A 17,458-nucleotide genomic window follows, 5' to 3' on the forward strand; every position below is an offset into this window, starting at 1 on the left:
TAGTCCAGCGCATGACCTGATCCCCGACGGCCCGCACCGACGGTTCCATCGTTCGGCCGGCGACTCGACCAGGCAACCAAGGCAGATGGCAAAGCGACCACGGAGACGATCGCAACGGGAGGGAGCCTGATCATGACCACGTTCGACAAGCGCGAGCAGGGCTTTGAAGCCAAATTCGTTCACGACGAGGAGCTCATGTTCAAAGCCACGGCCCGGTCCAACAAGCTGCTCGGCATGTGGGCCGCAGGGCAGCTCGGACTGAGCGGCGATGCCGCAAGCCGCTATTCGACGGAGCTCGTGACCGCCAATCTGGACAACAAGACAGTCGATGATGTCCTGGCAAAGGTCTCAGGCGATCTCGCCGGCAAGGGCATCACGCCCGAGCAGGTTGCACAGAAGCTTCAGGAATTCCTGCACCAGGCCGTACAGCAGCTGAAGGGCCCCGACTAGGGTTGTTCGTGATTGCGCGTGGCCGTGTCGCTCAGGCGATCGACGAAAGCGATCCCGATCGCTGATGCTACGAAGGTGATGTGAATCAGGACCTGCCACATCACGCCCTGCTCGGTAAAGCTGGCGCGGCCTGAGCCGAGATTGCCGGCCTCGATGAAGGTGCGTAGCAGCGCGATCGAGGAGATGCCGATGATGGCCATCGCGAGCTTGATCTTCAGCACGCTTGCATTGACGTGGCCGAGCCATTCCGGCTCGTCCGGATGGCCCTGGAGATCGAGCCGCGAGACAAAGGTCTCGTAGCCGCCGACGATCACCATGACCAGCAGATTCGAGATCATGACCACGTCGATCAGCGCCAGCACGCTCATCATGATCTGCTGCTCGGTCAGATCGAGCGCGTGCCAGGACAGATGCCAGAGCTCCTTGACGAACAGCGCAATGTAGACGCACTGCGCAACGATCAGCCCAAGATAGAGCGGCAATTGCAGCCAGCGCGAGCCGAAGATGACCATCGGCAGCGCGCGCAGGCGCGGCGAGGCCGGAAGGCGGGGCTGGCTCGTCGTCTCAGGCTCGCTCGACATTTTCAGGCAATTCCCCGCTTCGGTTGCACGGTGGCCAGATGTAGCCCGACATGATGGCCTGCGGAAGACGTGACGTCAGGATCATGCGCCGCCTGCGGCATGATGCTATTCTGACTTCCGGGCGGCGCTGATTTTCAGCTGAGATCATTGGAGACATCGTGCGGACGATTGCGGCTGTTGCGACCATCGTGCTCTGCGGAGCCGTAATCACCGAAGCGGCCGCGGTGCCGCTGACGCCATTTCGCTACGCGGACCAGGCGCAACGCTATTGTCCGAACGACAGGGTGGTGTGGCTGGATTTCAGAAAGGGACGCTACTACGCCAAGGGCCAGAAGCTCTACGGGCAGGGCTTTGATGGCAGCTTCGTCTGCCTCAACGAAGCTAAGAGCAGCGGCTATCGCGGCTCGGTGCTGGGCGTGCGCTGAGCTGCACCTGGCCGCGTGCCTCGTGAGCTACTTGCTCTCGCTCGGCAGCTTGACCGGCACGTGCGGGGAACTGCTGACGACGCGGGGACTTCCGTCCGGATAAGTGCGGCTCGTCCGGATCAGCGTTTCCAGAACCAGGAAGAATTTCTCGGCAAGCATGTCTCGTCACCCTCGTTGGTGATGGCCTCTTGAAATGAGTCGAGGCGCGAGAGGCGGAAATTCAATCAACTAAAAGGGAGGCGGGCGATCCGAAAACTCTGCACAGGCCGATCGGCAGGCTATTGCGCCGCAACATCGCGGCAGATGGATAATGGAAAGGTTGGCGCTCTCAGGCGAACGCCAAGGCCATCAGACTCGAGCAGAGCAGAACCAAGCCGCCTGCGGTCAACGCCAGAAAGCCGTCGGACACCAGATCATGATTGCGCATAGTACACCTGCCGCTCTCTTACTCGATGCTCGACCGGATTGATTAAAAGTTTCCGAACGCGCTCAACTGAAAGAGGTGATGCTTCCGCGCGAGGCATTATGCCCTCGTGCGGTATCCTTCGAACGCATGGGCCAGAAAAATCCCCGCGCTTACCAGACCCATCAGTGCTGAAACCGTCTCAATCATCGCAAACTTCCGTTGCGCCCCTCGCACACGCGACAAAACGCGTACCGCCTTGCACAGTCAAAAGGATTCCAATGTGCGCACTTGCAATCGGCAGGCAGTGAGGATTTGGCGCAACAGTTTGTCCAGGACTGGGACGGGAATAGGGCGCTTGGCGCGCCGGTGCTCCGTAGATCAACGGAGAGAATGCCAACCTCTGGTTTACCATCTCGGCGCGAGAGTCGCGCGCTCCCCATTTCCGCCGTGATCGCGTTGCGATATTGTCACCACTTCCGAACCGGTGGTGGGCCGTTTCGGGCAAGTCCGGCAGAAGGCCTCCTTGTGGGCACGCGTCCGGCGAGATGGTATTGGGGCGAATGGGGATCCGACGGTCAGATTCGATGGTGCGGGCCGCGCGTGGTGTTGCGGCTGCCGCGACCTGCCTCGTGCTCGCCAACTGTGCCTCATCGGGCAAATTCGCCAGCCGCGTCGATCCGAAATACGGCGTATCCTCCAGCCCGCGCGTGGTGGCCTGGGGCGATCCCGTGCCCAAGGGCGGCGGCACCTACCGCATCGGCAAGCCCTATGTGGTGGCCGGCAAGACATACGTGCCGGAGGAAGACGCCAACTACCGCGCCGAGGGCCTCGCTTCCTGGTACGGCGACGATTTCCACGGACGCCTGACAGCCAATGGCGAGATCTTCGACATGGGCTCGCTCACTGCGGCGCACCCGACCTTGCCAATGCCGTGCTACGCGCGGGTGACGAATCTTTCCAATGGCAAGTCGCTGATCGTCCGGGTCAATGACCGCGGGCCGTATCACGGCAACCGCCTCATCGACGTCTCGAATAAGGCCGCTGAACTGCTTGAATTCAAAGGCAACGGTGTTGCCAAGGTCCGCGTCGAGTATGTTGGCCGGGCGCCGCTTGAGGGATCCGACGACCGCCAGCTGATGGCCACCTTGCGCACCGGCATTCCGGCGCCGACCCCCTCCATGGTCCGCGTCGCCTCGGCAAGGCCCTTCGTCCCGGAGCTGTCAGCCTCCAGCCATGGTGCGATCCGTGGCGAGGTTCCGTTGCCGGAAGGGCGGCCCTACAGCCTCGGCAATACTTCGGCGGATGTGGCCTCGATCAACGCGACCTCGGAAATGTCGGCTTCGAGCCGCAGCCGCGGCCGTGCGCTCCACAACGCGCGGGCGGTGTCCTACGACCAGGACGGCCGCGATACGTCGGATGCGGCGCCATCGGCAGCCTATGTCTCCGACGACGGCGCGGCAGAGGCGCGCAACATCCTGAGCGGCCGCGGGCTCTACTGAGCCGCGCTTTCCTTCAGGAACTTCACCAGGGCCGTATTGACCTCGTCGGGCCGCTCCTGCTGCACCCAGTGGCCGGCACCGTCGATGATCAGCTTGCGCTTCAGGTTGGGCAGCACGCGCTCGAGCTCATTGACGCGCTTGGCGCCGATCAGACCGGTGATCACGCCGTCCTTGGAGCCGGCGATGAACAGCGAGGGCTGATGGATCTGCGCATTCTGCCAAGGCGCGGTCAGCTCCCAATTGCGGTCCAAGTTGCGGTACCAGTTGAGGCCGCCGCGGAAGCCGGACTTGCGATAGGCCTCGGTGAAATAGGCAAGGTCTGCCTCTGTCAGCCAGCCCGGCAGCGGCTCCGAGCCGCTGGCGGGGCCGAGAAAGCCCTTGTCGTCCTGAACGAACATCGCCGCCGTCGGGTCGGACAGTCCGCGCCCGCCCAGTACGACGCGCATGGTGTGGGCGACATCGCGCTCGAGCTCAGCCTCGGCAACGCCGGGCGTCTGAAAGTACTGCCAGTAGAAATTGGTAATGCCGTTCTCACGCAACAGGTCGAGCGGCTTACCGCGACCGCGGAACGACGGCGGAACGCTCAGGCCCGCCACCGCCGTGAACATGTCCGGCCGGAACAGCGCCGCATGCCAGGCCACCGGCGCGCCCCAGTCGTGGCCGATGACCATGGCCTTGGTCTCGCCAAGTGCCTGCACCAGGGCAACGACGTCACCGACCGTGTCGAGGATGGAGTAGGCGGCAACATTCGACGGTGCGGTGGTCCGGCCGTAGCCCCGCATGTCCGGAGCAACGACACGGAAACCGGCTGCCGCCAGCGCCGGGATCTGGTGACGCCAGGAGTAGGAGAGCTCAGGCCAACCGTGGCAGAGAACCACGAGCGGTCCCTGGCCCTGTTCGCGGATGAAAAGATCGATCCCATTGGCTGGGATCACGCGGGAGGAGGACATCGCTTTTCCGCCTTCTTTCAGAGGTTTGGTCGGAAATCGTGAGGCGCCACGATAAGGATGCCGGCCCACCTGTGCAATCTTCGGGTGATGATCCGGTTCCCCGTGTTGTTTGCGCGGGGGCCAACTGTTAGAACGCCGCTCTCGGGGCTTCGCCATGGTATTTCGCTTTCCTCCGATCCGACCATCCCGGTTCGCCGCCGGGTGGCTCGCGCGCGGGCTCGTTGCGGTCGGCGTGGCCTTGAGCCTCGGCTGGGGCGGGGTGCTCTATGCTGCCAATCAAAGCGTGCAGGGCGCCAAGAAGGAAGAAGCCGGCTTCGACGGCGACGCACCCACCGCGATCCTGATCGAAGCGTCGAGCGGCAGCGTGCTGTTCGAGAAGAATGCCGACGAGCTGCGCGCGCCCTCCAGCATGATGAAGCTGATGACCGCAGAGGTCGTCTTCAATGCCGTCAAGAAGGGCGACGTCAAGCTGACCGACGAGTACCGGATCAGCGAGAATGCCTGGCGGAAGGGCGGTGCGCCCTCCGGCAGTTCGACCATGTTCGCCGCGATCAACAGCAAGGTATCGGTCGACGATCTCCTGCATGGCGCGATCATCCAGAGCGGCAACGACGCCTGCATTGCGCTTGCCGAGGGCTTGGCCGGCAACGAGCGCCTTTTCGCCACCGATTTCATGACCAAGCGCGCCCGCGAGCTTGGCCTGACCAAATCGACATTCGCCAATTCGAACGGGCTGCCCGATCCCGGCAACAAGATGACGGTGCGCGAGCTCGGCGTTCTCGCGCGCCACATCATCCTGGATTATCCGGAGTTCTATAAGCTGTTCGGCGAGAAGGAGTTCACTTGGAACAAGATTCGCCAGCCCAACCGCAACCCGCTGCTCAACGCCATGGAAGGCGCCGACGGTCTGAAGACCGGCTTCACCAAGGAGGGTGGCTACGGCATGGTCGGCTCGGCCGTGCAGAACGGCACGCGGCTGATCGTCGTCGTCAACGGTCTTGAGGACTCCGAGGATCGCGCCACCGAAGCCAAGAAGATGCTGGAATGGGGCTTTCGCAACTTCGAGACCCGGACGCTGATCGCGGCCGATCAGCCGGTGGGCTATGCAAAGGTGTTCGGCGGCGAGAGCCGCTCGGTCAAGCTCGTCGCCAAAACCCCGGTCAAGGTGATGGTGCACAAGAACGGCGGCGACAAGCTGATCGCGCGCATCGTCTATAGCGGCCCGGTGCGCGCGCCGGTCCAGGAGGGACAGCCGGTCGGCGTCGTGCGGGTCTGGCGCAGCGGCCAAATCGCGGTGGAGACACCGGTCTATGCGGCGGAGGCAATCGGCACCGGCTCAACCGTGCGGCGCGCGATCGACGGCGCGAGCGAGCTCGTGATCGGCATGTTCCGCGCGGGCGCCGAGAAGCTCTGACCATGAGCGAGATTGCAATGAAGCCGCCGTCGGGGCGCGGGCGATTCATCACCTTTGAAGGCGGCGAGGGCTCCGGCAAATCGACCCAGATCAAGCGGCTCGCCGACCGGCTCAACGCCATGAAGCTGAAGACCATCGTCACCCGCGAGCCTGGCGGTTCGCCGGGCGCCGAGATCATGCGCCATCTCGTGCTGTCCGGGATGGGCAAGCTGCTCGGGCCGGATGCCGAGACGCTGTTGTTCGCGGCCGCCCGCGACGACCATGTCCGCACCGTGATCGAGCCGGCACTCAACCAGGGCACGTGGGTCCTGTGCGATCGTTTCGCCGACTCGACGCGAGCCTATCAGGGCAGCCTCGGCAGCGTGCCCGAAGGTGTCATCAACGCGATGCAGCGGGTCACGATTGGAGATCTCAAGCCGGACGTCACGATCATCCTCGATCTGCCGGTTGAGATCGGTCTCCAACGCGCGGCCGCTCGGCGTGGTAGCGGCACGCCGGATCGCTTCGAGGGCGAGAGCCTGAAATTCCACCAGGATCTGCGCGAGGCCTATCGCAAGATCGCAGCCGGCGATCCCGGTCGCTGCGTGCTGATCGACGCCAGCGGCGACGCGGACACGGTCGCCGCGCGAATCTGGGCGGCGTTGCGCGATCGCGTGTTCAGCGCGCCGACGAAGGCTGCGTCCGCATGAGCCCGCGCCAGACCGAGCGCGAGACCGCGATCCCGCATCCGCGCGAGACCAGCCGCCTGTTCGGCCATCGCGAAGCCGAAGTGGCGCTGCTCACCGCCTATCGCAGCGGGCGCATTCCGCATGCCTGGCTGATCGGCGGACCGCAAGGTATCGGCAAGGCGACGCTGGCGTACCGGATGGCGCGTTTCGTGCTCGCACACGGCCAGCCGCTCGGGCCCGCCGTGCAGCGGGCCGAGGATCTGTCGATCGATCCGAACGACGCCGTGGCGCGCCAGGTTGCCGCCGGCTCACATGGCGGACTGTTGACGCTCGAGCGCACTGCGAACGATCGCGGCGTAATGCGGACGGTCATCACGGTCGACGAGACGCGCGAGACGATAGCGTTTTTCGGCTCGACGGCGGCTGCCGAAGGCTGGCGCGTCTGCATCGTCGATACCGTCGACGAGCTCAATCCGAACGCGGCGAACGCGCTGCTGAAGATCCTTGAGGAGCCGCCGCAGCAATCGCTGTTCCTGTTGGTCAGCCACGCGCCGGCGCGGGTGCTGGCGACGATCCAGTCGCGCTGCCGCAAGCTGCGGCTGCGCTCGCTGGCGATCGACGACGTGATCGGCGCTGCGGCCGTGGCCGCCGATCTTGACGTGAGCGATCCAGCTCTGCGAGAGGCGGCAGAGGCTGCCGAGGGCAGCGTCGCACGGGCGCTGACGCTGCTCGGCGGCGATGCGCTGAAGCTCCAGCAGCGTACCGCGGCGCTGCTTGCGCGCCTGCCGCAGGTCGATCCAAAGGAGTTACACACGCTCGGCGATTCGCTTGGCACCAGCGACCGCGTGGCGCTCGCGGCCTTCATCGACGGCATCGACCGCTGGATCGCCGAGCGGTTGCATGCGGATGAGGCCAGCGCCAACCAGAACCTGCCGCGCCTTGCACGGCTTGCGGAGGTATGGGAAAAGATCGTCCGCGCCGCACGCGACACCGAAACCTACAATCTGGAGCGCAAGCCGCTGGTTTTTTCGGTGTTCGGCTGGCTCGCGGACGCAACGCGCTAGGCGCTGGTTTCCATTTTTTTGAGAGCCGTAAAGGAATTCGTGGTGGCAACGCGAGCTAAGAAAACCGTCAAACGCAAGAGCGGCAAAAAGGCTGCGAAGAAGACCGCCAAGAAAACGGCCAAGAAAACCGCCAAGAAGGCTGCGAAGCGGTCGGCCAAGTCGCGAGCGCGCAAGGCTGTCAAAAAGACCAGCAAGGTTGCTGCCAAGACAGCGAAGAAGTCCAAGGCCAAGGCGCGCGTGACCAAGACGCCGAAGAAGGCCAGTAAGGAGAGCGCGAAGAAGCAGCTCGCGGCCAAGAAGAAGGCCGCCGGGAAACCGGCCAAGGCCGTGACGACGACCGTGGTGGCTGCGCCTCCCGCGGCGCCGGCCGCCGCCGCGGCTCTTCCGAAAGTTGCGAAGCCGAAAGCGCCGCGCACGCCTGCGAAGAAAGTAGTCGCTCCGCAGGCCGCCGCGCCAGTGGCCGCGCCGTCGCGCGAAAATGCCTTCTACATCACGACCGCGATCGCCTATCCCAATGGTCAGCCCCATATCGGCCACGCCTACGAGGCGATCTCGGCCGACGTGCTCGCGCGCTTTGCGCGGCTCGAGGGCAAGGACGTGTTCTTCCTGACCGGTACCGACGAGCACGGGCTGAAGATGATCCAGACCGCGCAGAACGAGGGGCTGACGCCGTCGGCGCTCGCGACGCGTAACGCCAACCGCTTCAGGGAGATGGATCAGCGGCTCGACGTCTCGTTCGACCGTTTCATCCGCACCACCGAGGAGCAGCATCATCGCTCCAGCCAGGAGATCTGGCGGCGGATGGCTGCGAGCGACGACATCTACGTCGACACCTACGCCGGCTGGTACTCGGTGCGCGACGAGGCGTACTATGCTGAGGACGAGACGCGCCTGAACGATGACGGCGTGCGGCTCGGCCCGCAGGGTACGCCGGTCGAATGGGTGGAGGAGAAGAGCTATTTCTTCCGATTGTCTGCCTATCAGGACAGGCTCCTGAAGCTCTATGAGGACAATCCCGAGTTCATCGGTCCGGATGCGCGCAAGAACGAGGTGGTGAGCTTCGTCAGAAGCGGCCTGCGCGATCTCTCGATCTCGCGCACCACCTTCGACTGGGGCGTGAAAGTGCCCGGCGACGAAGAACACGTGATGTATGTCTGGGTCGATGCGCTGACCAACTACATCACCGGCGTCGGCTTTCCCGACGAGAGCGATGGCAATTGGCGCTATTGGCCGGCCGATGTCCATATCATCGGCAAGGACATCATCCGCTTCCATGCAGTCTACTGGCCTGCATTCCTGATGTCAGCCGGCATTCCCGTGCCGAAGCGGGTCTATGCCCATGGCTTCCTGTTCAACAGGGGCGAGAAGATGTCGAAGTCGGTCGGCAATGTCGTCGATCCCTTCAATCTCGCGGATCAGTATGGCGTCGACCAAATGCGCTATTTCTTTCTGCGCGAGGTGCCGTACGGCCAGGATGGCAACTACAACCATGAAGCCATCGTCGCGCGCATCAATGCGGATCTCGCCAACGATCTCGGCAATCTCGCACAGCGCTCGCTGTCGATGATCGCCAAGCAGCTCGGTGGCGTGCTCCCGGAGCCCGGCGAGTTCAGCGACAACGACAAGGCGATGCTGGCGCAGGCTGACGGCATGATCGCGCTTGCGCGCGAAGCGATGGCGACGCAGCAAATCCATCAATGGCTCAACGCGGTATGGGCCGTGGTCGCCGAAGCCAACCGCTATTTCGCGGGCGAGGCGCCCTGGGCGCTGGCGAAGACCGATCCGGCGCGGCAGAAGACGGTCCTGTATGTGACCGCCGAAGTCGTGCGTCAGATCGCGGTCCTGACCCAGCCCGCGATGCCGAGCGCCTCGGCCAAGCTGCTCGATAGCCTCGGTATCCCCGAAGGCGAACGCACCTTCGCGATGCTCGGCGGCGAGAAGCGGATCGCGCCCGGCTCGGCGCTTCCTGCGCCGACGCCGGCGTTCCCGCGCTACGTCGAGTCGGCTGCCTAAGGCCCGGACGATGCTGGTCGACAGTCACTGCCATCTGGATTTTCCGGATTTCTCGGACGATCTCGACGGGATCGTGTCGCGTGCGGCTGCCGCAGGCGTTGGCCGCATGGTCACGATCTCGACGCGGGTGCGCAAGCTCGACCAGCTCATCTCGATCGCCGAGCGCTACGACAATGTCTATTGTTCGGTCGGCACCCATCCGCACAATGCGGATGAAGAGGACGGCATCCCGCCGGACGAGCTGATCGCGCTGACGAAGCATCCCAAAGTAGTTGCGCTTGGGGAGGCTGGGCTTGACTATTTCTACGACAACGGCTCGCCGCAGGCGCAGGCGAGGGGCTTTCGCGCCCATATTGCCGCGGCACGCGCAACCGGCCTGCCGCTCGTGATCCACACCCGCGAGGCGGACGAGGATTGTGGGCGCATCCTGGAGGAGGAAGTCGCGAAAGGATCATTTGCCGCCGTGCTGCATTGTTACACCGGCGGACGTGAGCTTGCGCTGAAAGCGATTTCACTCGGGCTATACATCGGTTTCACGGGCATCCTGACCTTCAAGAAGTCGGAAGCCTTGCGCGCGCTCGCGGCCGAGCTTCCAGCGGACCGCATCCTCGTGGAAACGGATTCGCCCTATCTCGCGCCGGGCAAATTCCGGGGAAAACGCAACGAGCCGGCTTATGTTGTGGAGGTAGCAAAGGTGCTCGCCGAGACGCGCGGCGTATCGCTCGAGCAGATCTCGCGCCAGACCACCGAAAACTTCTTCCGCCTGTTCTCCAGGGTGAAGGCCTGAACCAGGGACGCCGCATGACACTGACGCTGACGATTCTGGGCTGCGGCTCCTCTGCCGGCGTGCCGCGCCCGGCGCTCGGCTGGGGCGCCTGCGATCCCAACAATCCAAAGAACCGCCGCCGCCGCTGCTCACTGCTGGTCGAGCAGGCCGGCGAGCACGGCACCACGCGGATCGTGATCGACACCTCGCCCGACCTGCGCGAGCAGCTCATCGACGCCAATGTCGATCACATCGACGCCGTGTTCCTGACCCATGAGCATGCCGACCAGACCCACGGCATGGACGATCTGCGCTCGGTCGTGCTGCATATGCGCAAGCGCATTCCGACCTATTTCAATCAGTCGACCGCCAAGGACATCATGGCGCGGTTCTCCTATTGTTTCATCTCGCCGGAGGGCAGCGACTATCCGCCAATCCTGACGCGGCACTCCATCGAGGCGGGCGAGACCCAGACCATTTTGGGGAAGGGGGGCGCGGTGAAGATGACGGCCTTCCTCGTGCAGCACGGCCAGATCCCCGCGCTCGGCTACCGCATTGGCGATGCCGCCTACACGCCCGACCTCAACGACATTCCGCGCGAAAGCTGGGGCGCCCTGGAAAATCTAGATCTGTGGATCGTCGATGGCCTGCGTTACACCGGTCACGTCAGCCATTTCAGCATCAACGACGCGCTGTCCTGGATCGAGCGCTTCAAGCCGAAGCGCGCCGTCATCACCAACATGACCGCGGACGTCGATTACGAGGTGGTGAGGCATAAGCTGCCGGCGGGCGTGGTGCCGGCGTATGACGGTATGCGGCTGGAAACGCGTTGAGCGTGAGTCCTACCAGGCGTAGCGCATGACGGCCTTGCCGGTATAGGACCGCACCTGACTGGCGAATTCGCCGTCGAAGCTTGCGGCCGCGGCCCAGCCGTTGAGCCATTTCAATTCGATCGCCCCGCCCGCAAGCGCTGCGTTCGGTGCCAGCGCCGCCCCGCTGGCGACGTAGCCGAGCCCGGGCAGCGCCTGGAAGGCCGGTGCAACCGTGCTTGCGGCGCTGAAATCATGCGCCCATGTGAGGTGCGTGCGTAAATTCAGCACACCGCCCTGGAGCGCGAAGGACGTGTTGGTGCGCATGCCCAGTTCGCTGCGGCTATCGGTGACACGATCGCTGCCGAAGGCCGCTACAAAGGCGTTCGTAGCAAAAGTCGGTTGGGTCGCATTGGCCGGCAGGCTGAAGGCCATGAACTGTCCAGCGGCGTAGGCGGTCACGCCGAGCCAAGGCGTCGTGAAGCGGTAGCCGGTCTCGACACGGCCGGAATAGGCATTGGCGTTGAAGGCCGCATTGAGTTGGTCGATGCCGGGATGATCGCTGGTGATCGCCTGCCAGCCATAGGCGAGCGCTGTGGCGACATAGGCCTGCCCGACCGTACGCCTGACGAAGGCGCCTGCCTGAAACAGATCGGAGCGGCCGCTGCCGGCGCTGCCGGCGAAATTGGTGCCGCCGCCGGCCATCGCAAAGCCAAGCCGCGTTTGCGGCGACAGGGAGTAATCGGCGCCGACCGCGGTTGCAAAAATCCGGCTCGATGAACCCGCGCCCGGCGCGGCGTTGCTGCCCGCCACTTGCGAGCCGCCGATGCCCGAAGCCCAGACGTTCCAATGCGGCGCATAAGAGGAGCCGGTGAGGGGCATTTTGCCGTAGACGGCCTCGTAGACCTCGCGCCCGACACCGCCGCGCATTCGATCTGACGGGATTGCCGCGTAGGCTGCCAATGTTTCGTCGGCGAGCGCTGGCGAGGCGTCCGCTGCTCGGCCGTCGATCGCAGGATCAAGCAGCGTCTGTGTGAACTGCGTCATTGCGAGGAAAGTCGCTTGCGCGGTTTCGGCCTGCGCCAGCGCCAACGGCCCGGACGGAGATGCCAGGCTGAAGCCGGCGTTCACACCCGAAGGCGGCGCCATGGCCGTAGCAGCGATGCTCGGCTGACTGGTTGGATTGCTGCCGGCGGGAGGTGAGGTCGTGCCGCCCGTGACGACGCTGCTGCTGAGGGCGGCCGCGTTGCCCGCACTCGTGGTCGCTGGCGACGCCGGACCTGCGGGCGTTTGGGTTACTTGCGGGGAAGGTGTGGGAGCGGTGGTCTGCTCCGGCGCAGGCGCACCGACGGGAGCCTCCGGCAGGCCTTGCGCGTGCGCGATGCCCGGCAGCAATCCGATCATCAATAGCGGCGCCAGACGCAAAGATGCGTCTGTGCGCAAGACATATCGCATGAAGCGCCCCACCGAGCCGGTCGCCTCGCCGCGCCAATCGCGCAGCGCCTCGTTCGGGAATCAGCGAATCCGACCTTGCGAAACCGTAGGCGGGCCGGGATTTTTTTCAAATCTTTTCCGGCCGTTTCCGGACTTTCACGGGAACCCGAGCCTCGATCGCAGATAACGGGCGAATCAGGCCGAGATCGCCTTCGCCGAGTCCACCTGGTTGCGCAGCAGGAATTTCTGGATCTTGCCGGTGGACGTCTTGGGGATCGGCCCGAACACGACCGCCTTCGGGGTCTTGAAACCGGACATATGCGAGCGGCAGAAGGCGATGATGTCGGCTTCGCTTGCGCTCGCACCCTCCTTCAGCTCGACGAAGGCGCAGGGCACCTCGCCCCATTTCGCGTCCGGCTTGGCCACGACCGCGGCGAACAGTACGGCCGGGTGCTTGTAGAGGATGTCCTCGACCTCGACCGACGAAATGTTCTCGCCGCCGGAGATGATGATGTCCTTGGAGCGGTCCTTGATGATGACGTAACCGTGCTCGTCGAGCACGCCGAGATCGCCGGTGTGAAACCAGCCGCCTTCGAAGGCCTCTTTGGTGGCCTTGTCGTTCTTCAGATAGCCCTTCATCACGATGTTGCCGCGGAACATGACCTCGCCGATGGTCTCGCCGTCTCGCGGCACCTCCTGCATGGTCTGCGGATTGATGACGGTGACGCCTTCCTCCAGCGGGTAGGGCACGCCCTGCCGCCGCTTCATCCGCGCGCGCTCGGGCGCGGACAGCTCGTCCCAGCCCGGCTGCTCGGCGCAGACGGAGGCAGGGCCATAGACCTCGGTGAGCCCATAAACGTGCGTGAGCTTGATGCCGATGCTTTCGGCGCCCTCGAGCACCGCAACCGGCGGAGCGGCGCCTGCAATCAGGCCGACGACGCGCCGCGCAGCCGTTCCCGTCGAAGTTTCCTTGGGCGCATCGGGTGCGTTGATCAGCGTGTTGTAGACGATCGGCGCGCCGCACATATGGGTGACGCCATGCGTCTTGATCAGTTCGAAGATCTTTGTCGGCTCAACCTTGCGCAGGCAGACGTTAATGCCGGCGGCTGCGGCAATGGTCCAGGGGAAGCACCAGCCGTTGCAATGGAACATCGGCAGCGTCCAGAGGTACACCGGGTGCTGGCCGAGATTGCCGGCGAGGATGTTGCTGACGGCGTTCAAATACGCGCCGCGGTGATGGGTGACCACGCCCTTGGGATTACCCGTGGTGCCCGAGGTGTAGCTCAGTGCGATCGCGTCCCATTCGTCCTGCGGCGGGATCGCGTTGAAGCCGGGATCGCCCTGCGCGACCGCTGCCTCATACTCGATCTCGCCGATGCGCTTGCCACCCTTGAACGAAGCGTCGTCGACGTCGATCACGAACGGCTTTGGTCCCTTCATCTGCGCCAGCGCATCGGTGATGACACCGGCAAACTCGGGATCGACCAGGATGATCTTGGCCGCGCCGTGATCGAGCTGGAACGCGATCGAGGGCGCATCGAGGCGGATGTTCAAAGCATTGAGCACCGCGCCGGTCATGGGGACCGCGAAGTGCACCTCGTTCATCGCCGGCACGTTCGGCAGCATGGCCGCCACGGTGTCACTGGTGCCGATGCCCTTGCCTGCCAGATACGATGCAAAGCGCCGGCACCGCTGATAGGTCTCGGCCCAGGTAAAACTGCGGCCTTCATAGACGGTGCTGACATGGTCGGGATAGACGGCGGCGCTGCGCGCGAGGAAGCTCAGCGGGCTCAAGGGCACGTAGTTCGCGGGCGTCTTGTCCAGGCCGATATTGTAGGGGTTCTGCGTCTCACTCATCGGCACACTCCCTCAACGCTTCAAAGGAATCCGATCGAAATCCACGGGAAGATCGCAACGATAATCAATCCTACGAGCAACGCCAGTAGGTAGCCCCAGATTGGCCTGATGCCTTCGGCGGGGTCAACGCGTCCAATCGCGCAGGCGGCATAATAGCCGACGCCGAAGGGCGGGGCGAACAGGCCGATGCCCATGGCGAGGATGATGACCATGGCATAGTGCACCTCGTGCACGCCGACGGCGCGCGCGATCGGAAACAGAAGCGGCCCGAACAGCACGATGGCGGGAATGCCTTCCAGCACGCTGCCGAGGATGGTGAAGGCCAGGATCGAGACCGCGATGAAGGACGCAGAGCCGCCGGGCAGTCCGGTCATGGCGGACGCAAGCGAGCGCGAGAAGCCCGATTGCGTCAGGCCCCAGGCCATGCCCGTGGCGGTGCCGATGATCAGGAGGATCGCCCCCGACAGCGCGGCAGTCTCGACCAGCATCGGAAACAGCCGTCGCCAGTCGAAGCGGCGGTAGATCAAAAGGCCGACCAGCACGCCATAGACGATACCGATGGTCGAGACCTCGGTCGCGGTCGCGATCCCCTCGACCACGGCGTAGCGGATCACGAGGGGCAGCGCGAGCGCGGGCAGGGCGATGACGAAGGTCTTGCCGATCTCGCCCGCACTGGCGCGGCGGACATGGCTCATGTCCTCGTGGCGGTAGCGCCACCAGACCAGCATGCAGAGCGTCAGGGCGAGCACCCCGCCCGGCAGCAGGCCGCCGGTGAACAGCGCGGCAATCGAGACGCCCGTGACCGAGCCGATGGTGATCAGCACGAGGCTGGGCGGAATGGTTTCGGTCTGCGCGCCGGTGGCCGCGAGCAGGGCGACGAGATCGCCGGGCTTGGCGCCGCGCTGCTTCATTTCTGGGAACAGCACCGGCGCGACCGCGGCCATGTCGGCTGCCTTGGCGCCGGAGATGCCGGAGACCAGGTACATGGCGCCGACCAGCACGTAATGCAGCCCGCCGCGGACATGACCGAGCAGGCTCGCCAGGAACGCGACCATGGCCCGCGCCATGCCGGTCATCTCGATCAAAAGTCCCAGGAATACGAACAGCGGCACCGAGAGCAGGATCAGATGACTCATGCCCTCGTCCATCCGCCCGACCAGCACCATCACCGGCGTGCGCGTGGTCAGCGCAAGATAGCCGAAGATCGCAAGGCCAAAGCCGAACGCAATGGGAACGCCGGCAAAGACGCAGAAGCCGGCGACGCCGACGAAGAATATCACCAGGTTGAGATTGCCGAGCGTCCGCAAGTACGGCTCGGCGAGCCAGAACAAACCGACGACGGCGGCAACGGTCACGGCGGCCGTCAGCACGGTGCGATAGTCGGCGGCGCGCAGCAGGCGCAGCACCGCAAACACCGCCATCAGGCAGATGCCGATCGGTAGCGCAGCGGCGCGCCACATGTTTGAGATCTGCAGCGCGGGCGTCGTGATGAAGCTTTCCTCATAGGCGTAGTCGTAGGACGGCCAGACGATCATCACGAGGAACGCCAGCGCGGCGCAGACCGCCACGAGATCGAGATAGGCGCGCATCGCGGGGCTCGCGCTCGCGACGATCGCCGTCATGCGCATGTGCTCGGAGCGGCGGAACGCCACAGCCGCGCCCAGCATCGCAAGCCACAGGAACAGGATGGATGCGAGTTCGTCCGACCAGATCAGCGGCCGGTGAAAGCCGTAGCGTGCGACGACGCCGGCGAACAGAATGACGATCTCGGCGACCACCAGGATCGCCGCCGGGATCTCGACGATGAAGCCGAGCACGCGCTCCAGCGAAGCCAGAAACGAAGGTCGGCGAGGGGACTGCACAGTCACCTCGCCCACCACCTCGGTCACCTGAACCTCGATGTGAGCCATGACGGCCTTTGTGCGTTACGACAGCTTGCCGACGGCCTTTTCCAGCAGGTCCCAGGCCTGGTCGCCATACTTGCCTTTCCATTCGGCATAGAAGCCGGCGCTACGCAGCTTGTCGCGGAACGGCGCAGTCGTCGGCTGGTTGAAGGTCAGGCCCTTGCCCGCCAGTTCCTGCTGGAGGTTGGCGTTGAGCTTGGCGGTGTCTTCGCGCTCCTTGAGCGCGGCGGCGTTGATATTCTTGGCGACGATGGCGCGGACATCCTGTGGGAGCTTTTCCCAGGCACGGCGGTTCGCCAGGAACCAGAAGCCGTCCCACATGTGGTTGGTCAGCGAGCAGTATTTCTGCACCTCGTAGAGCTTTGCAGTCGAGATGATCGCCAGGGGGTTCTCCTGGCCTTCGACGACCTTGGTCTGGAGCGCCGAATAGACCTCGCTGAAATTGATCGAGGCGGGCGCCGCATCGAACGCCTTGAACATCGAGGTCCATAGCGGCGACACCGGCACGCGGATCTTGAAACCCTTCAGGTCGTCCGGGCCGTTGATCGGCTTGGTCGAGGACGTGGTCTGGCGGAAACCGTTGTCCCAGATCTTGTCCATGACCTCGAGGCCGGCCTTCTTGATCTCGCCGCGTACATGGGCGCCGAGGTCGCCGTCCATGGCCTTCCAGACCGTGGCGTAGTCCGGGAATGCGAAGCCGATGCCGTTGATCGAGGCCGCCGGCACCAGCGTCGCCAGGATCAGGCCGGACAGCGTGAAGAACTCGACGCCACCGGAGCGGATCTGGCTCAGCATGTCGGTGTCCGAGCCGAGCTGGTTGTTCGGGAAGATCTGGAGGTCGAACTTGCCGTCTGTCTCGCTCTTGATCGCCGCGGCCATCTCCTTGGCGCGGATGTTCAGCGGATGGGTGTCCGGCAGGTTGTTGGCGTATTTGTACGCAAACTGGGCCGTCTGGGCGCGCGCCACATGGGGGGCGCCGATACCGCTGAGGACCGCGGTCGCGGCGGAGGCCTTGAGAAGCGTGCGTCGGGAAAAGCTCATCGGGGGGTTTGCTCCCAAAAGGTTTGTTGTTGTTCTGAGACGCAAACCTATACGGACGGAAGGCCATGAGGTCATCTGCGATCTCGCGAGGTGTCGCTTATTGCAGCCGAGCCAAGCCGCGGCAATATCGGCTTTCGCAAGGTGCGTGCACGCCATCAAAATCCGCAAAACAACCCC

Annotated in this window: 16 protein-coding genes; 9 read left to right on the forward strand and 7 right to left on the reverse strand. The window is 64.3% G+C overall.

Features of this window, described 5'->3' with window-relative positions:
- Window positions 1-132 precede the first annotated feature (132 nt).
- Entirely contained in the window at window positions 133-450 is a 318-nt protein-coding gene (locus tag SO140_RS37050) for a DUF1476 domain-containing protein (protein ID WP_449382585.1), read from the forward strand.
- Here SO140_RS37050 and SO140_RS37055 read toward each other — a convergent pair.
- Window positions 447-1,031, reverse strand: a complete 585-nt coding sequence (locus SO140_RS37055) for a TIGR00645 family protein (RefSeq protein ID WP_449382584.1) — start codon at window positions 1,029-1,031, stop codon at window positions 447-449. The genes SO140_RS37050 and SO140_RS37055 overlap by 4 nt on opposite strands.
- Window positions 1,032-1,189: 158 nt before the next feature.
- On the opposite strand from SO140_RS37055, the gene SO140_RS37060 reads away from it, so the two are divergent.
- Window positions 1,190-1,456, forward strand: coding sequence for a hypothetical protein (locus SO140_RS37060; protein ID WP_449382583.1), 267 nt, complete (start codon window positions 1,190-1,192; stop codon window positions 1,454-1,456).
- A 27-nt stretch (window positions 1,457-1,483) separates the two neighbouring features.
- On the opposite strand, the gene SO140_RS37065 is transcribed toward SO140_RS37060, so the two are convergent.
- Window positions 1,484-1,615 carry a hypothetical protein gene (locus SO140_RS37065; RefSeq protein ID WP_256375276.1) on the reverse strand — a complete coding sequence of 44 codons (132 nt, stop codon included), beginning with the start codon at window positions 1,613-1,615 and terminating at the stop codon, window positions 1,484-1,486.
- An 831-nt stretch (window positions 1,616-2,446) separates the two neighbouring features.
- Here SO140_RS37065 and SO140_RS37070 point away from each other — a divergent pair.
- Window positions 2,447-3,361, forward strand: coding sequence for a septal ring lytic transglycosylase RlpA family protein (locus tag SO140_RS37070; protein WP_449382582.1), 915 nt, complete (start codon window positions 2,447-2,449; stop codon window positions 3,359-3,361).
- Here the strand turns inward: SO140_RS37070 and SO140_RS37075 are convergent.
- On the reverse strand, window positions 3,355-4,311 hold the full coding sequence (locus tag SO140_RS37075; RefSeq protein WP_498543812.1) for an alpha/beta fold hydrolase: 957 nt from the start codon (window positions 4,309-4,311) through the stop codon (window positions 3,355-3,357). The genes SO140_RS37070 and SO140_RS37075 overlap by 7 nt on opposite strands.
- A 154-nt stretch (window positions 4,312-4,465) precedes the next feature.
- On the opposite strand from SO140_RS37075, the gene SO140_RS37080 reads away from it, so the two are divergent.
- The 6 genes from SO140_RS37080 to SO140_RS37105 are packed head-to-tail and all read left to right on the forward strand — an operon-like array spanning window position 4,466 to window position 11,069.
- Window positions 4,466-5,725 carry a D-alanyl-D-alanine carboxypeptidase family protein gene (locus SO140_RS37080; protein ID WP_449382580.1) on the forward strand — a complete coding sequence of 420 codons (1,260 nt, stop codon included), beginning with the start codon at window positions 4,466-4,468 and terminating at the stop codon, window positions 5,723-5,725.
- Between the two features lie 2 nt (window positions 5,726-5,727).
- Window positions 5,728-6,414 (forward strand): dTMP kinase, encoded by a 687-nt coding sequence (gene tmk, locus SO140_RS37085; protein ID WP_449382579.1) that lies wholly within the window; start codon window positions 5,728-5,730, stop codon window positions 6,412-6,414.
- Window positions 6,411-7,457: a DNA polymerase III subunit delta' gene (locus SO140_RS37090; RefSeq protein WP_449382578.1), complete on the forward strand. Its 1,047-nt coding sequence runs from the start codon at window positions 6,411-6,413 to the stop codon at window positions 7,455-7,457. The genes tmk and SO140_RS37090 overlap by 4 nt, the downstream gene beginning before the upstream one ends.
- 42 nt (window positions 7,458-7,499) lie before the next feature.
- Window positions 7,500-9,470, forward strand: coding sequence for a methionine--tRNA ligase (metG, locus tag SO140_RS37095; RefSeq protein ID WP_449382577.1), 1,971 nt, complete (start codon window positions 7,500-7,502; stop codon window positions 9,468-9,470).
- A gap of 10 nt (window positions 9,471-9,480) precedes the next feature.
- A complete protein-coding gene (locus SO140_RS37100; RefSeq protein ID WP_449382576.1) occupies window positions 9,481-10,257 on the forward strand; it encodes a TatD family hydrolase in 777 nt (258 codons plus the stop codon).
- Window positions 10,258-10,271: 14 nt separating this feature from the next.
- Window positions 10,272-11,069 carry an MBL fold metallo-hydrolase gene (locus SO140_RS37105; protein ID WP_449382575.1) on the forward strand — a complete coding sequence of 266 codons (798 nt, stop codon included), beginning with the start codon at window positions 10,272-10,274 and terminating at the stop codon, window positions 11,067-11,069.
- 9 nt (window positions 11,070-11,078) lie between these two features.
- Here SO140_RS37105 and SO140_RS37110 read toward each other — a convergent pair whose 3' ends face one another.
- The 4 genes from SO140_RS37110 to SO140_RS37125 form a co-directional block, all read right to left on the reverse strand.
- The gene (locus SO140_RS37110) at window positions 11,079-12,500 is read right to left on the reverse strand and encodes an autotransporter outer membrane beta-barrel domain-containing protein (RefSeq protein ID WP_498543813.1); all 1,422 of its coding nucleotides are present in this window, start codon (window positions 12,498-12,500) and stop codon (window positions 11,079-11,081) included.
- Between the two features lie 174 nt (window positions 12,501-12,674).
- On the reverse strand, window positions 12,675-14,336 hold the full coding sequence (locus tag SO140_RS37115; protein WP_449382573.1) for an acyl-CoA synthetase: 1,662 nt from the start codon (window positions 14,334-14,336) through the stop codon (window positions 12,675-12,677).
- 20 nt (window positions 14,337-14,356) lie between these two features.
- Window positions 14,357-16,246, reverse strand: coding sequence for a TRAP transporter large permease (locus tag SO140_RS37120; RefSeq protein ID WP_498543814.1), 1,890 nt, complete (start codon window positions 16,244-16,246; stop codon window positions 14,357-14,359).
- A 15-nt stretch (window positions 16,247-16,261) separates the two neighbouring features.
- Window positions 16,262-17,281: a TRAP transporter substrate-binding protein gene (locus SO140_RS37125; RefSeq protein WP_498543815.1), complete on the reverse strand. Its 1,020-nt coding sequence runs from the start codon at window positions 17,279-17,281 to the stop codon at window positions 16,262-16,264.
- Window positions 17,282-17,458 lie beyond the last annotated feature (177 nt).

It is taken from the genome of Bradyrhizobium sp. UFLA05-108, from assembly GCF_059803455.1.

Bases quoted from the DNA above. Each gene is read 5' to 3' on its own strand.
- SO140_RS37110 (WP_498543813.1), bottom strand. From the start codon at position 12,500: ATGCGATATGTCTTGCGCACAGACGCATCTTTGCGTCTGGCGCCGCTA.
- SO140_RS37115 (WP_449382573.1), bottom strand. From the start codon at position 14,336: ATGAGTGAGACGCAGAACCCCTACAATATCGGCCTGGACAAGACGCCC.
- SO140_RS37050 (WP_449382585.1), top strand. From the start codon at position 133: ATGACCACGTTCGACAAGCGCGAGCAGGGCTTTGAAGCCAAATTCGTT.
- SO140_RS37065 (WP_256375276.1), bottom strand. From the start codon at position 1,615: ATGCTTGCCGAGAAATTCTTCCTGGTTCTGGAAACGCTGATCCGGACG.
- SO140_RS37090 (WP_449382578.1), top strand. From the start codon at position 6,411: ATGAGCCCGCGCCAGACCGAGCGCGAGACCGCGATCCCGCATCCGCGC.
- SO140_RS37080 (WP_449382580.1), top strand. From the start codon at position 4,466: ATGGTATTTCGCTTTCCTCCGATCCGACCATCCCGGTTCGCCGCCGGG.
- SO140_RS37100 (WP_449382576.1), top strand. From the start codon at position 9,481: ATGCTGGTCGACAGTCACTGCCATCTGGATTTTCCGGATTTCTCGGAC.
- SO140_RS37125 (WP_498543815.1), bottom strand. From the start codon at position 17,281: ATGAGCTTTTCCCGACGCACGCTTCTCAAGGCCTCCGCCGCGACCGCG.
- tmk (WP_449382579.1), top strand. From the start codon at position 5,728: ATGAGCGAGATTGCAATGAAGCCGCCGTCGGGGCGCGGGCGATTCATC.
- SO140_RS37075 (WP_498543812.1), bottom strand. From the start codon at position 4,311: ATGTCCTCCTCCCGCGTGATCCCAGCCAATGGGATCGATCTTTTCATC.
- SO140_RS37120 (WP_498543814.1), bottom strand. From the start codon at position 16,246: ATGGCTCACATCGAGGTTCAGGTGACCGAGGTGGTGGGCGAGGTGACT.
- SO140_RS37105 (WP_449382575.1), top strand. From the start codon at position 10,272: ATGACACTGACGCTGACGATTCTGGGCTGCGGCTCCTCTGCCGGCGTG.
- SO140_RS37070 (WP_449382582.1), top strand. From the start codon at position 2,447: ATGGTGCGGGCCGCGCGTGGTGTTGCGGCTGCCGCGACCTGCCTCGTG.
- SO140_RS37055 (WP_449382584.1), bottom strand. From the start codon at position 1,031: ATGTCGAGCGAGCCTGAGACGACGAGCCAGCCCCGCCTTCCGGCCTCG.